Origin of the sequence: Parabacteroides sp. 52 (assembly GCF_010500925.1) — a bacterium.
GTDB lineage: Bacteria > Bacteroidota > Bacteroidia > Bacteroidales > Tannerellaceae > QVMG01.
Genome location: NZ_QVMG01000012.1, coordinates 17146 through 31909, shown reverse-complemented (window position 1 = coordinate 31909; position 14764 = coordinate 17146). Strand labels below are relative to the sequence as shown.

General features: G+C 43.9%; 12 protein-coding genes. 2 read left to right on the top strand and 10 right to left on the bottom strand.

Annotated elements, in window-relative coordinates; translation table 11 throughout:
* Window positions 1-34: 34 nt before the first annotated feature.
* The 4 genes from D0T51_RS08380 to ychF all read right to left on the bottom strand — a co-directional run bounded on the left by D0T51_RS08380 (window position 35) and on the right by ychF (window position 4264).
* Window positions 35-826 (bottom strand): gluconate 5-dehydrogenase, encoded by a 792-nt coding sequence (locus D0T51_RS08380; protein WP_163727866.1) that lies wholly within the window; start codon window positions 824-826, stop codon window positions 35-37.
* 8 nt (window positions 827-834) lie between these two features.
* A complete protein-coding gene (kduI, locus tag D0T51_RS08375; RefSeq protein ID WP_163727862.1) occupies window positions 835-1677 on the bottom strand; it encodes a 5-dehydro-4-deoxy-D-glucuronate isomerase in 843 nt (280 codons plus the stop codon).
* Between the two features lie 27 nt (window positions 1678-1704).
* Window positions 1705-2904, bottom strand: coding sequence for a DUF2264 domain-containing protein (locus tag D0T51_RS08370; RefSeq protein WP_239056755.1), 1200 nt, complete (start codon window positions 2902-2904; stop codon window positions 1705-1707).
* A 256-nt stretch (window positions 2905-3160) separates the two neighbouring features.
* On the bottom strand, window positions 3161-4264 hold the full coding sequence (ychF, locus tag D0T51_RS08365; protein WP_163727856.1) for a redox-regulated ATPase YchF: 1104 nt from the start codon (window positions 4262-4264) through the stop codon (window positions 3161-3163).
* A gap of 198 nt (window positions 4265-4462) precedes the next feature.
* Between ychF and D0T51_RS08360 the strand changes: the two genes are divergently transcribed.
* On the top strand, window positions 4463-5686 hold the full coding sequence (locus D0T51_RS08360; RefSeq protein ID WP_163727852.1) for a 6-bladed beta-propeller: 1224 nt from the start codon (window positions 4463-4465) through the stop codon (window positions 5684-5686).
* 65 nt (window positions 5687-5751) lie between these two features.
* Here D0T51_RS08360 and D0T51_RS08355 read toward each other — a convergent pair whose 3' ends face one another.
* Together D0T51_RS08355 and polA are read right to left on the bottom strand one after the other, a co-directional pair.
* On the bottom strand, window positions 5752-6783 hold the full coding sequence (locus tag D0T51_RS08355; protein ID WP_163727851.1) for a BF3164 family lipoprotein: 1032 nt from the start codon (window positions 6781-6783) through the stop codon (window positions 5752-5754).
* A 503-nt stretch (window positions 6784-7286) separates the two neighbouring features.
* A complete protein-coding gene (gene polA, locus D0T51_RS08350; protein WP_163727848.1) occupies window positions 7287-10055 on the bottom strand; it encodes a DNA polymerase I in 2769 nt (922 codons plus the stop codon).
* Window positions 10056-10171: 116 nt separating this feature from the next.
* Between polA and D0T51_RS08345 the strand changes: the two genes are divergently transcribed.
* Window positions 10172-11146 carry a polyprenyl synthetase family protein gene (locus D0T51_RS08345; RefSeq protein WP_163727846.1) on the top strand — a complete coding sequence of 325 codons (975 nt, stop codon included), beginning with the start codon at window positions 10172-10174 and terminating at the stop codon, window positions 11144-11146.
* Window positions 11147-11267: 121 nt separating this feature from the next.
* Here the strand turns inward: D0T51_RS08345 and deoC are convergent, their stop codons facing one another.
* Genes deoC through uvrC form a run of 4 tightly spaced genes read right to left on the bottom strand, consistent with a single transcriptional unit; the run spans window position 11268 to window position 14737 of the window.
* Window positions 11268-12131, bottom strand: coding sequence for a deoxyribose-phosphate aldolase (gene deoC / locus D0T51_RS08340; RefSeq protein ID WP_163727844.1), 864 nt, complete (start codon window positions 12129-12131; stop codon window positions 11268-11270).
* A 4-nt stretch (window positions 12132-12135) separates the two neighbouring features.
* Window positions 12136-12468, bottom strand: a complete 333-nt coding sequence (locus tag D0T51_RS08335; protein ID WP_163728003.1) for a nucleotide pyrophosphohydrolase — start codon at window positions 12466-12468, stop codon at window positions 12136-12138.
* A gap of 3 nt (window positions 12469-12471) precedes the next feature.
* Window positions 12472-12924, bottom strand: coding sequence for a D-aminoacyl-tRNA deacylase (gene dtd, locus D0T51_RS08330; protein WP_163727843.1), 453 nt, complete (start codon window positions 12922-12924; stop codon window positions 12472-12474).
* Between the two features lies 1 nt (window position 12925).
* The gene (gene uvrC / locus D0T51_RS08325; RefSeq protein ID WP_163727841.1) at window positions 12926-14737 is read right to left on the bottom strand and encodes an excinuclease ABC subunit UvrC; all 1812 of its coding nucleotides are present in this window, start codon (window positions 14735-14737) and stop codon (window positions 12926-12928) included.
* Between the last annotated feature and the right edge of the window lie 27 nt (window positions 14738-14764).

The following is a 14764-nucleotide window of genomic DNA, read 5'->3' as shown; positions in this document are numbered from 1 at the left end:
GCCCCTTTTGCATATCATTTATAAGAATGCCTTTTTAAGGCTGTTTGCCGATGTATGCAAGGATTCCTCCGTCTACGTAAAGGATGTGTCCGTTTACGAAGTTGGATGCGTCAGAAGCAAGGAAAACAGCTGGTCCGGCCAAATCTTCCGGAGTACCCCAACGGGCAGCCGGTGTTTTGGCGATGATGAACGAATCGAAAGGATGACGAGATCCGTCTGCCTGTTTTTCACGTAAAGGAGCTGTCTGTGGCGTAGCAATATAACCCGGGCCTAAGCCGTTACATTGGATGTTGTATTCGCCGTATTCCGAAGCGATGTTACGTGTAAGCATCTTCAAACCACCTTTGGCTGCTGCATAAGCAGAAACCGTTTCGCGTCCGAGCTCACTCATCATAGAACATATATTGATGATCTTTCCGTGTCCTTTTTTGATCATAGCAGGGATAACTGCTTTGGCTACGATGAAAGGACCATTCAGGTCGATGTCGATTACCTGACGGAAATCTTTGGCAGACATTTCAGTCATCGGGATACGTTTGATGATACCGGCATTGTTTACCAGGATATCGATCACACCTACCTCTTTTTCGATCTGGGCAACGGTGGCATTTACCTGTTCTTCGTTGGTTACATCGCATACATATCCGTGTGCCTGGATACCTTTTTCTTTATATGCAGCCAATCCTTTTTCTATCAGTTCGTTGTTTATATCGTTGAAAACGATGGTTGCACCTGCTTCGGCCATAGAAGAAGCGATCGCAAAACCAATACCGTATGAGGCACCGGTAACAAGGGCTATTTTGCCTTTTAATGAAAAATTACTCATGAGTCTATTTATTTAATGTCTGTTATCTTTGAAAAGTCCTGATCGCCGTAATCCAGGTTTTCGCCTCCCATACCCCAGATAAAGGTGTAATTGGAAGTGGCAGCTGCCGAGTGGATAGACCATTCGGGAGAGAGTACGGCCTGGTTGTTCTGCATCCAGATATGACGGGTCTCGTCTATTTCTCCCATAAAGTGACATACAGATTGATCTTCCGGCACTTCAAAATAGAAATAGGCTTCCATCCGACGCGAGTGCACATGTGGAGGCATGGTGTTCCATACGCTTCCGGGAGCCAGTTCGGTCATACCCATTTGCAGTTGGCAGGTAGGTAATACCTGGTTGACAAGCATTTTGTTGATGTTGCGGTGATTCGATGTCTCCAATGTACCCAGTTCGGCAACGACAGCATCTGCTTTTGTTACTTTTTTATCCGGGTAATTGCGGTGTGCTGTCAGGGAGTTGAAATAAAACAAAGCAGGTTTGTTCGCATCTTTGCTTTCGAAATACACTTCCCGTTCTCCGCTACCGAGGTAAAGAGATTCTTTGTAGTCCAGTTCATATACCTGATCTCCAGCATATACGATACCAGGTCCTCCCACGTTGTAGATACCTATTTCACGGCTGTGCAGGAAATACGCTTGTTTCAACGGGTCAATAGCTTCGAGGTGCAATTTTTCTGTTTTAGGCATGGCACCTCCTACAATCATACGGTCATACATTGAATAGACCATATTCACTTCATCCGGTGCAAAAACCTTCTCGATCAGAAAGTCTTTGCGTAACCGTGTTGTGTCATACGCTTTGGCATCTTCCGGATGCGCAGCGTAACGTAATTCATAATTTGTTTTCATAACTCTTATCTTTTAATTTTAAATTTTTCATTGTTTGAGGGCAGAGTCTGCACCTACGTCTATACCGTTCCATGCTTTCAGGTTGGTCCATTCGGTATACGGATCTGCCCAGAACGGATGATCTGCGGAAAGGCCTAAAGGCAATAAGCCCATGGCACATAAATAAACACTTCCGGTATTGATATACGATTCGGACATATGGATTTGATTGCCGGCAAAACCAACAGTCAACCAACCGTTTGCATCAAAGTTTTTAGGTGATTTCATTTGTCTCTTAATCACTGCTGTCAGGGCACAACGTACCTGGGCCGGTTTTACTTTGGAGGGAAGGGATCCGATCAGGCAGGATTGTGCCAGGGCATGAAAGGCACCGAAACGATAAACAATAGAACGTCCTACGGCAGGGTAGCTGCCTTCCGGAGAGATGAAACGTTCCAACTGAGCAGCGAAGCGTCCGTGGCGTTTGAGTTGTAGATCGAGGAAATCCGCTCCTTCGATATTATGTTTTTTCATGCAGATCAATACATCGGTCAGCATCGGATGAATAACAAAACTATTGTAATAATCCATATGGAAATCTTTTCCGTCACCATACCAGGCATCCCCTTTGTACCAATCTTCGCGGAAGCGTTTGACCCCGTGAGTCATTCGTTCCAGATCGCATTCACCGGTGAATTCCAGAAGAGCCGCTTCGACGGTTGAAGCAAAAAGTAACCAATTGTTTTGATGCGGTTTGATCGTACGGCTTCTTTTGAGTTCGGTAATCATCCACTCCTGGGCTTCTTTGTCCATATTTCCCCATAACTGTTTGGGAGCCCGTAAGAGTCCTTCAGCCAGGAAGGCGGCATCTACCAATGGTTGCGTATGACGATTGCCGAATGTAAGATAATCAGGTGAAGAGGGGTTTACTGCGTTTTTCAGTCCTTTTACCGCCAGTTTGATATACTTCTCCCGGAGTTGTCCTTCGGGAGTCTGATCGGGTCCTAACTCAAGCCAGGGAGCTATCCCGCAGATAAGTCTTCCAACAGCTTCGAGGTAGGATACCTCTTTGCGAAGAGGGTCTTTGGATAACGACTCGAAAGGCATATTCTGTTTAAGTGTATTATTGCTCAGATTCGTTAATACCGGATCAGCAATTTTTACAAGATTTTCTACCCAAAAAGCCCGGTCTTCTTCACCGGTTGGTTGATCTGTTTGTGCCTGTGTAAAAGCGGGCAGGATAAGCATATAAGCTGCAACTGCAAAACTAAAAATACTTCTTTTCATGTTCTTATTTTAATAGGTTTTTAGACGTGTAAGTATTAGCGCAAACATACACTTTTTTTTTCATTCATAGTGTATGATGAGTATTAAAGCTTACTAACAGGGTAGGGGTCTGCCCAGCAGAATAATCAAAGAATGTAAGTTTTTTATTGGTTAGGTTTTGTAATTTATAGATAGGATTGCACAGAATCGGCAATCCTATCGGGTCTTTGTGATATGATTATACGTTGAAGCGGAAGTGCATAATATCACCGTCTTGCACGATATATTCTTTTCCTTCGACGCCCATTTTGCCGGCTTCTTTGACAGCAGCTTCCGAACCGTATTTGATAAAGTCATCAAATTTGATAACTTCTGCACGGATAAACCCTTTTTCAAAGTCCGTATGAATTACTCCGGCACATTGAGGGGCTTTGCTGCCTTTCAGATACGTCCAGGCACGTACCTCCTGCACACCGGCCGTCAGGAAGGTTTCCAGGTTCAATAGTTTATAAGCAGACCGGATCAGGCGGCTTACACCGGACTCTTGCAAACCGATTTCTCCCAGGAACATCTGACGTTCTTCGTAGGTATCGAATTCGGCAATTTCACTTTCTATTTTAGCAGCAACGATCAGTATCTCTGCATTTTCTTCTTTGACGGCTTCCCGTACGGCTTCTACATAACTGTTCCCGTTGACAGCACTGGCTTCGTCTACGTTGCAGACATACATCACCGGTTTATTTGTCAGAAGAAATAATTCGTGGGCAATCTTCTGTTCGTCTTTGGTATCGAAACTAACGGTACGGGCACTTTTGCCTTGTTCCAATGCTTCTTTGAATTTGACCAATACGTCGTAGATTATTTTTGCCTGTTTATCACCTCCTGTCTGGGCTTGTTTCTGCACTTTGGAAATACGCGCATCCACAGTCTCCAGGTCTTTTATCTGCAATTCGGTATCGATAATCTCTTTGTCGCGTACAGGATTTACACTGCCATCCACATGGGTGATGTTCTCGTCGTCGAAGCAACGCAATACATGCAGGATAGCATCTGTCTCCCGGATATTGGCCAGGAACTTATTGCCCAATCCTTCTCCTTTGCTGGCGCCTTTGACAAGCCCGGCAATGTCCACAATCTCTACCGTAGTCGGCAGAATGCGTTGTGGATGAATGAGTTCGGCCAGTTTATTGAGTCGCTCATCCGGTACGGTGATTACACCTACATTGGGTTCGATTGTACAAAAAGGGAAGTTTGCCGATTGTGCTTTCGCATTCGATAGACAGTTGAAAAGAGTAGATTTGCCTACATTCGGAAGGCCTACGATGCCGCATTGTAATGCCATATATATTACTTCTTAAGTTTATGAGGGCACAAAGATAGTGAAAGATATGATACTATTTCCCCGTCTTTTTATGGGTTGAACGACTTCCGACGAAAATAATACGTTAAATGATGTTACGATATTGTCGTAATACGCTGTTAGTTTTATATATTGCGCTTTCAAAAGAAACTTTTTATAAACTTAAACTGAATATCTATTATGGTAGAAAACAAAAAAATGCTTTGTATAGGTCTGACAGCTCTTCTGTTAAGCTCTTGCAACGGAACAAAGGATCAAGCTTATTGGGAAAATGCGCCGGTCGTAGCCGAAAAAGTACAAATGCCGGGTGGCGAACTGATTCGTTTCAATCCGGCCTTATTGAAAGATACGATTGTATTTCCCCTGAGTCATTTCATGGAAGAAATCGAGATTGTGAAGTTGGACGACAAAGATGAAGCTTTGTTATATGAAGCCCCTGTGACAATATCAGAGAATTATATCCTGGTGAAGAGTGGCAGAAATCCACGGGGAGATTATCGCTCAAGTGTTCCTTTGCCCTGTAAATTATTTGATAAAAAAGGGAAGTTTATTTCTAATATAGGGGCTATCGGACAAGGACCGGGTGAATACAATCTTATTTACTCCATGCAGATTGATGAGAAAAACCAACGCATTTACCTGATGCCCTGGCAAACCGATAAGATATTGGTTTATGATTTGACGGGTAAGTCTTTAGAACCGATCCGCCTGCCTTACCGATCCAACAAAGGTATCTTTAAGGTGGAAGGCGATAGAGTAGGGGTAGCTGTTCTTCCTTTCCCGCAAATACCGTCGGTTGCCTGGATACAAACATTGGACGGCGAAGTATTACATGAAATACCGGCAGGCCATCTCTCTCTTCCGTTTGATTTCAGTAACGAAATCCAGTCTACCCAAAATTCGCCTGACATGGATCTTTCCTTCTGGTATTGGCAGCCACGGCCAGACTCATTGTATCACATTGATCTGCAAAAAGGAGAGTTGAACCCTCGTTTTACGGCTAACTTTAAGAAGGACGAGTTGGAACCGCATTCTTATATGGAATGGCCCAATCATTTCTTGGGTACGACAAGCACGGTGGTGCATATAACCGGTCCTGAAGGTGAACGCAAGGAAGGAAAAGAACCGGCCTTTTACATTGTGGATAAAAAGACGCTCAAAGGAGCCTTCTTGCGGTTGGAAAATGATTATATGGGAGGGGAAAATATGGGGTATCCGATTTATACTTTCCAGAAAGGATATTACGCAAAAAATATGGATCCGGGAAATCTGGAAGAATGGATTGAAAAGATCTTGAAGTCCGACAAGTTGGATGATAAAATGCGCCAGAAGTTAACTGATATAATGAAGAATATCAGTCCGGATGATAACAATTACATCTTGTATGCAAAAATGAAAAAATAAGATTCGCATAGGAATCTATTTATAGAAGAGGAGCTGTGATAAATGGACAGCTCCTCTTTTTTGTTTTAAAATTCCGAACCTTTGATTTCCGGTAATGCGAAGCGTACCAAATAACTCTCATTGACGAAAGGATTGTAGCTTGCATACAGGTATTTATCCTGGCTGTCAACAGCAATCTGCTCCATATGATCAGCCAGTTGATAATGAGCCAGGGCGTTGCCTGCCCGGTCAAAGACGATCAGGCTGTTATTTGCTTTCCATCCGCTATGTTTGGAGTATCCATTGTAAAGCCCGTAAATGTATTTCTCGGTCATATATACATCCTGGAAACCGGAAGTATGCATTTTGTCGACTACCACCCGGCTCACCTTTTCTTCTACCAGGAAGTCCGCTACTTGTCTTTCCCACTGTTTCTCTATCTTTTTGGGACTATATGTATACGATGAGATATATCCGAATGTATTCGAAACATACACCAATTGCTTGTTTTTCTCCGCAATATCTCCTCTGAAAAGCGGCAAAAAGGCGGAAGAGGTATATTCTTGTTTGATCGGATAATCACCAAAAAAATCGATCTCTTTTTTCTTCCGGTTGCAGAGTCCCCATAAGCCTTTCCGATACTCTCCGATACCGGCAAACAGGTCTTTGTCTACCTTCACTGATACATAGGGAGATTGTTTGGCAATGCGCAGACGCGTAAAGGCATCCAGCCGCAATTCGCCGTTTTCTATTTCATATTCATAGAAAATATTGGTTGCTTTATGGAAAAAGGGCAAAGAGGCTTTCAGGCGGGGATCCACGTCGATGGGTAACCGCTCTTTCGGTTTTCGGAAGGAATATTTCTTTATCTTGCGTTCCCCCGTGCCAAAGAAACGCAGGTAGGAGGCATCCCGTTCATACAGAATCACCAATAGGGTATCGTCCACTATATGAAATTCTGGGGCAATCTTATCCGGTAAACGTACCAATGTCTCCAATTGAAGACTGTCTGCCGGAAGGTTTTCCAAGGAGATACGTTCCAGGGTGACGACCGGTTTCTCTTCTTTACAAGCCCCCAGGCAGGCCAGTAAGAGAATAGATGCGAATAGTTTTTTCATCTATGTATTGATTTTATATCGAAAGGATTCGATTTTTCATAAAAATCAGAATTAGAGGCAAAGCTAAATAAAAAGTATTTATAAGAAGTTAAAGCTGACTTAAATGTTGTTACGAAACTATCGTATCTGGAAAAGGAAAGGGATTAACGATTAACGATGAGTGATTAGTGATTAGTGATGAGACGCACAAGCTATTGCTTTCGCCTTGTATGGTGTTTAGTGATGAGTGTTTAGTGATGATAGATTTCTCACTAACCACTAATCACTAATCACTAACCACTAATCGTTAATCGTTAATCACTCATCGTTAATCGTTAACCACAGGGATAGTTTTAGTGTTGATAGCTATCGTCAGTAGTAACGATAGCTATCATCAGTAGTAACGNATAGTTATCATCAGTACTGACGATAGCTATCAACAGTAGAATTATCCTGCAAAAAATGATGCGAGTGTCGAGGGCTATCGACACTTTTTGGGCAAATTTGAGTAAAAATATCCCGATTTAATGTGCTTCCAGCCAATTGTTTCCCACCCCGCAATCCGCGATGAGGGGGACACGCAGTTTGATGGCGTTTTCCATTTCTTGCAGGACGATTTGTCGGACGGTGTCTAATTCGTTTTTTAAGACGTTGAAGTTGAGTTCGTCATGCACCTGCAGTATCATCTTGCTTTGCAGGTTTTCTTCTTCAAACCGTTTGAAAATGCCTATCATGGCTACTTTGATGATATCGGCTGCACTGCCCTGGATGGGGGCGTTGATGGCATTTCGTTCGGCATATCCACGCACGATGGCATTGTTGGAGTTGATATCCGGCAAGAAACGTTTGCGTTTGAAGAGGGTTTCTACGTATCCCTGGTCTTTGGCTACCTGGATGCTTTCATCCATATATTCGCGTACCCGGGGATAGGTACGGAAATAGCCATCGATAAGTTCTTTGGCTTCTCCCCGTGGGATGTTCAGACGCTCGGCCAGTCCGAATACGGAGATGCCGTAGATGATGCCGAAATTCGCTGTTTTGGCTTTCCGGCGCATATCGCTTGTCACTTCCGAAACGGGTATGCCATATATTTTAGCTGCCGTAGCCGCATGAATATCGCTGCCGCTGCAGAAGGCTTCGATCATATGTGTATCCTGGCTCAAATGGGCCATGATGCGTAATTCGATCTGTGAATAGTCGGCGGAGAAGAAGAGGCAGTCGGCATTATCGGCAGTAAAAGCCTTTCTTATCTCACGTCCTAAGGCTTCGCGTACCGGGATATTCTGTAGGTTCGGATTGGTGGAACTCAGCCTTCCTGTGGAGGTAACCGCCTGATTGAAAGAGGTATGTATCTTTCCTGTTTGCGGATTTATCAATTCCGGCAGGGCGTCTATATAGGTACTTAACAACTTCTTTAGTCCGCGGTATTCCAATAGTTTTTCGATGATGGGATGTTTGCTGCGCAACTTTTCCAATACATCTTCACTCGTACTGTAATTTCCTGTTTTTGTCTTTTTGGCCTTTTCGTCTATCTGCAGACGGTCGAAAAGTATTTCTCCGACTTGTTTGGTAGAGTTGATATTGAACGATACGCCGCCGGCCAGTTCATAAATCTCTTCTTCCAGTTTCAACAGGGAGGCGGTCAGTTCTTTGGAAGATTGCTTCAAGGCTACTGTGTCGAGCGTGACTCCGGTAGCCTCTATCTCTGCCAAGACGTAGATGAGAGGCATTTCGATATCGAAGAATAAGGATTCAATGCCTTCTTTTTGAAGGGCAGGAGCAAAATAGTCTTTCAGTTGCAGGGTGATATCCGCATCTTCCGCGGCATATTCTGCTACCCTCTCTATCGGGATATCGCGCATATTGCGCTGATTTTTTCCTTTGGGACCTATGAGTTCTTCGATGGCGATGGGTTTATATCCCAGGTAGGTTTCGGCCAGGTAATCCATATTATGCCTTAACTCCGGATTCAAGAGGTAGTGGGCGATCATGGTATCGAAAAGCGGACCTGCCACCCGGACTCCGTATTTGCGTAAGACAAGTATATCGAATTTGATATTTTGTCCGATCTTTTGTATTTCTTTATTTTGAAGGGCAGGGGAGAAGCGGTCTATAATTTTTATCGCTTCTTGCCGATCGGCGGGAACCGGAACATACCAAGCTTCCTTTGGGGTCACGGCAAACGAAAGACCGACCAAATGGCAACGTAACGGATCGATCCCGTCTGTTTCTGTGTCAAAAGCAAAAAAATCCTGACCCTTTAAAAACCGGGCTAAATCGTTTTGTTTTTCCTCAGTATCAATAAGATGGTAGGTGTGGTCGACCGATTTTAAGCTTTCAAGAGTCGAATATTCGGAAACTTCTGGGGTGTCGGGCGCAAATATATCAAAGAGGGAGCCTTGAATCGGGCCGGTTGCTACCGGTTTTTTTACCTCTCCGGACAATTTCTTAATAAATGTTTTGAATTCTAATTCTGTGTAAATTTCTTTGAGCCGCTCTTCGTTGGGTTTTTCCCGCTTGCAAAGTTGGGCATCGAACTGAATGGGTACATCTGTTTTTATGGTTGCTAAAAATTGAGAGAACCGGATTTGCTCTACATTTTCTTCTACCTTATTTTTCAATGCACCTTTTAGCTTATCGGTATTATTTATCAGATTTTCGATATTCCCGAATTCGGTCAGTAATTTCTGTGCCGTTTTTTCACCGACACCCGGACAGCCCGGGATATTATCGGCACTGTCACCCATCAATGCCAATAGGTCTATTACCTGTTCGGTAGAGGTGAGTCCGTATTTATCCAATACATTTTGTACACCCATCACTTCATAGCCTCCTCCGAATTTGGGACGGTACATGAATATATGTTCTTCGACCAATTGCGCATAGTCTTTATCTGGTGTCATCATATACACATCGTATCCTTCGCGTGCCGCCTGCTTGGCTATAGTTCCGATCACATCATCGGCTTCGTACCGTGGCACTTCGAGCAGGGGTATATTATAGGCTTCAATGATCTCTTGGATGACCGGAACCGATGCACGTATCACCTCCGGTGTCTCTTCCCGTTGAGCCTTATAATCTTCATATGCCTCATGCCGGAAGGTAGGGCCTTTGGGGTCGAAGGCAACTGCTATATGCGTCGGTTCTTCCTGCCTCAATACATCTTCCAGGCTGTTTATAAAACCAAAGATTGCGGAGGTGTTGACTCCTTTGGAATTGATACGGGGATTTTTGATGAAGGCATAATAGGAACGATATATCAGCGCATAGGCGTCAATTAGGAATAGTTTCATTGCTTTAACACGTTTTAGTGGCACAAAATCAGGGTAAATGTACGAAAAAACTCGCTTACTAAATTGTTTTTGTTACTTTTGCGGAATCTTTTGATAGGGGATGGTTACCAATCTGTATGGAGGAACGAAAAAGAATAGAGGCACCTGTCGTTGCGGAACTCAAACAGTTTCATGATGATTTTGCTACTTCACTTGAAAGTAGTACGCAATACCTGCAACAGGCAATTGATGTTATTTTACAAGCTAGTGGGAAACATATTCGCCCTTTGTTGGTGCTTTTAGCAGCAAAGGCCTGTGGGAATGTGACTTCTGAGACGATCAATGCCGCGGTATTATTGGAGCTTTTGCATACGGCAACTCTGGTTCATGACGATGTGGTAGACGAAACCAAACAACGCAGAGGGGTTCCTTCCCTGAATGCTATTTATGATAATCGGATGGCCGTATTGGTGGGCGATTATCTTCTTTCTTCCGCTTTGATACGCTCTATACAAACCGGTGATTTACGCATTGTGGGTATTATCTCTGGCCTGGGTCGTGATCTGGCAGAAGGGGAAATCAAACAATTAGAAGCGGCGGAAGAGGTGCTTCTGGATGAAGATCGTTATTTTCAGGTTATTCGCAAGAAAACTGCCAGCCTGCTTTCTGCCTGTACCGAGATAGGGGCCATTTCTGCCCATGCATCCGATGAAATGATTGTTTTACTTCGTCAATTCGGGGAATATATCGGTTATTGTTTTCAGATAAAAGATGATATCTTCGATTATGACAGGCAAACAGATATTGGCAAACCGACAGGTAACGATATCCGCGAAGGAAAGGTGACTCTTCCTCTCTTATATGCTTTGAAAAACGGGGAAGCTACTGCGGTGGATAAAGCACTTCGTATAATAAGAGCCAAAGATTTTACGACGGAAAACATTGATGAACTGATTCGTTTTGCTCATCAGGAGGGGGGGATTGATTATGCTGTGAAGCGTATGAAAGAATACCAAACAAAAGCAGTGGAACTATTGTCTCAATTGCCTGTTTCCGAATCCCGGGAATCTTTATTGCTCTTAACAGACTATATCATCCATAGGCATAAATGAAAGCATGCGACGTTATACGTCGAATGCTGAAGTTAAAGGAGTCAGAGAAGTTAAAGGAGTCAAAGTAGTTACAAAACTCTTTAACTCCTAAGTCGCAAAGCGACTGCTAACTCCTCTCAAATTACAGCCGTTTGGTTATATCACCTACCAGGCTGCTGGCGCCTATGCGGAATAAATCTTTATGCAGCCATTCATCTCCTAGTATTTCTTTGACGATGGTGTAGTATTTTACCGCATCTTCTGCTGTGCGCACACCTCCGGATACTTTGATTCCTATCTGTTTCTCTGTAAGGCTATAATAGGTTTTGATAACCTGACACAGGGTATATACGGCCTCAGGCGTTGCTCCGGGATATTCTTTTCCGGTCGATGTCTTGATGAAGTCGGCCCCTGAATAGATCGCCAGAATGGCTGCTTTCTGGATGTTCTTTGCCGTACGTAAAGCACCTGTCTCAAGGATTACTTTCAGTTGGGCTCCCCGGCAGCTTTCTTTGATCTCTTGTATCTCTTCGGTGAGTTCCTCCAGGTTCTCTTCCATGAAGTATCCGAGATTGAGCACTACATCTATTTCGTCCGCTCCCTGCATTACTGCCATAGCCGTTTCTGCGATTTTAACCTCTACAAAGGTTTGCGAGGAAGGGAAACCTCCGGCTACGGATGCGATCTTAATATCTTGGGCAGTAAGCGCCTGTTTCACGGTGTCTACAAAGAGGGGATAGGTACAAATGGCAGCCACATTGGGAATGTCGGTGCTGCCTTCAAAATCATTCACCTGCTCGACCATCTTCCAGATATTCTCTTTATTGTCGAGGGAGGTGAGGGAGGTGAGATCTATGCAGCCATGTATTCTTTTCAATACCTCGGGAGTGAAATTCTCTTTGTACTTTTTATCCAGTAACAATTTGACGGTTTCTGTTATTTTTTCCTCCGGTTGGGTAGGGGGGAACTGGGAAAATGCCTTTTGATATTTACTTTCTTCGCTCATTTTTTTATAGTTTTTCGTTGTTTTTATGTCTTTCTATGTCACGTGTTGTCTTTTTCTGTAGATTCTTTTCGAAGGCTGCGGTAAGGTCTACCCCCGTTTGGTTGGCAAGGCAAAATAATACCCATAGGACGTCGGCCATTTCGTCTGCCAAGTCCCTGTTTGTATCACTTTCTTTAAAGGATTGTTCGCCATAGGTACGGGCCATGATGCGCGCCAGTTCTCCTACTTCCTCCGTCAGGATAGTCATATTGGTGAGTTCGTTGAAATAACGGACTCCGTATGTTTTAATCCATTGATCTACTGTGTTTTGTGCTTGTTGTATTGTTATTTCCGCCATCATTTATTCTTTGTTTTGTGAGTCAATGAGGAGAGTCACAGGACCGTCGTTGAGAAGTTCTATTTTCATGTCGGCTCCAAACGTGCCTGTGGCTACTTCTTTTCCCAATTGAAGTCCTATTTCAGCGCAGAAAGAATCGTACATCGGAATCGCTCTCTCCGGCTTGGAGGCGCGGATGTAGGAGGGGCGGTTGCCTTTTTTTGTGGAGGCTTGCAGGGTAAACTGGCTGACTACCATAATCTCTCCTCCGTCTTCGATCACAGAGCGGTTCATGACTCCGTTCTCGTCGTCGAATATGCGCAGGTTTACCAGCTTTTTGGCTAACCATTCAATGTCTTCCGAACTATCCCTGTCTTCAATACCCACCAGGATTAAGAGTCCTTTCCCGATCCGGGCTTTGACTTTTCCGTCGATTGTTACAGATGCGTATTGTACGCGTTGTGTTACTGTCTTCATTTTATTCTCCTAATGCTTCTTTTATAAGGGTCGCTTTCGCTTCTCCGATAAGCTTTTTGAGCTCCTCGAAATCGGCTTCCCGCATGCGTTTGACGCTTTTAAAGTGACGTAAAAGTAATACTTTTGTCTTATCTCCTATGCCTTTTATACTGTCTAATTCCGAAGCTGTCTGGCTTTTGCTTCGTTTGTCTTTATGAAAGGTAATGGCAAAGCGGTGTACCTCGTTTTGCATTTGCTCAAGCAAACGGAAGAGCGGCGTCTGACGGGCCAGTCCCATACTTTCCGGAGGTGTACCGAATAGGAGATCGGAGGTCCGGTGTTTCTTGTCTTTGGCCAATCCGGCGATGGGAATGGATAGACCTAATTCGTCTTCAATGACACTTCGTACCACTTCCATTTGCCCTTTTCCCCCGTCTGTGATGATAAGATCGGGTAGGGGTGTTTCTTCTTCTATGGCGCGTGTATAACGTCGTCTGACGACCTCTTTCATCGAAGCATAATCATCCGGTCCTACTACTGTTCGGATAATATATTTGCGGTATTCTTTCTTTGCCGGTTTACCCATAATGAAAACGACACAGGCTGCCACAGCATCACTCCCCTGGATGTTTGAATTGTCAAAACACTCGATACGTGCCGGTAGTTTTTCCAGGTGTAAAGCATCCTGGATCTCTTTCAACAGGCGGGTGTTTCGTTGCTCAGGATTGAGCTTTTCTGCCTGTTTGAGCCGGTCTACTTTGAATTGTTTTACATTCAATTCGGATAAGGCCAACAACTTCTTTTTGTCTCCTCTTTGCGGAATAGTGAAATTTGTATTTTCCAGATTCATCTCCGGGTCGAATGGTACAAGAATCTCTCTGGCGGTGCTTTTGAAGCGCTCACGCATCTCTATAATGCCCAGGCTCAGGAGTTCCTCCCGGGTTTCATCCAACCGTTTTTTATATTCAAAAGTGTATGCCTGTACAATGGCTCCGTTGCCTATATGCAGGTAATTTATATAAACCGAATTCCCGTTTTCTGCCAGTGAAAAGACATCAATATTATTGAGTGCGGGGGTGACAACGGTCGATTTGGCGCGGTAATTTTCAATGATATCGTATTTTTCTTTTAATACCTGTGCCTCCTCAAAACGCAATTCTTCGGCCAATGTCTGCATCTGTTCGAAGAGATGTTTGCTGACTTGGGAGATATTCCCTTTCAGAATCTCTTTGATCTGGGTTATGTTTTGCTGGTATTCCTCGTGGCATTGCAATCCCTCGCAAGGTGCTTTGCAGCGTTTGATATGGTATTGCAGGCATACTTTGTACCGTTTTTGTTGGATGTTCTCCGGGGTTAACGGATAGTTGCAGGTACGTATGGGATACAGTTCTTTTATCATCTGTATCATTACCTTGGCAGCGTAAGCAGAAGAGTAGGGTCCGAAGTATATGGAGCCGTCTTTTACTATATTCCGGGTGGTGAATACCCGTGGGAAATATTCGTTCTTGATGACAATGGAAGGGTAAGTTTTGTCGTCTTTGAGCAATACATTGTAACGCGGCCTGTACTGTTTGATCAGACTGTTTTCGAGGAGGAGGGCATCCTGCTCTGTGTCTACAACGATGTATTTGATGTCTCGTATCTGTTTGACGAGTACACGAGTTTTGTTGTAGTCATGCTCTTTATTGAAATAGGAAGTCACCCGTTTCTTTAGGTTCTTTGCCTTTCCTACATAGAGGATCGTTCCTTTCTCGTCGAAGTATTGGTAACATCCGGGTGTCTCCGGAATGACGGAAAGGATCGTTTGAATATGTTTGTTTTTCTCCGTATTCATTTCAATGTTTCACGTGGAACATTTATT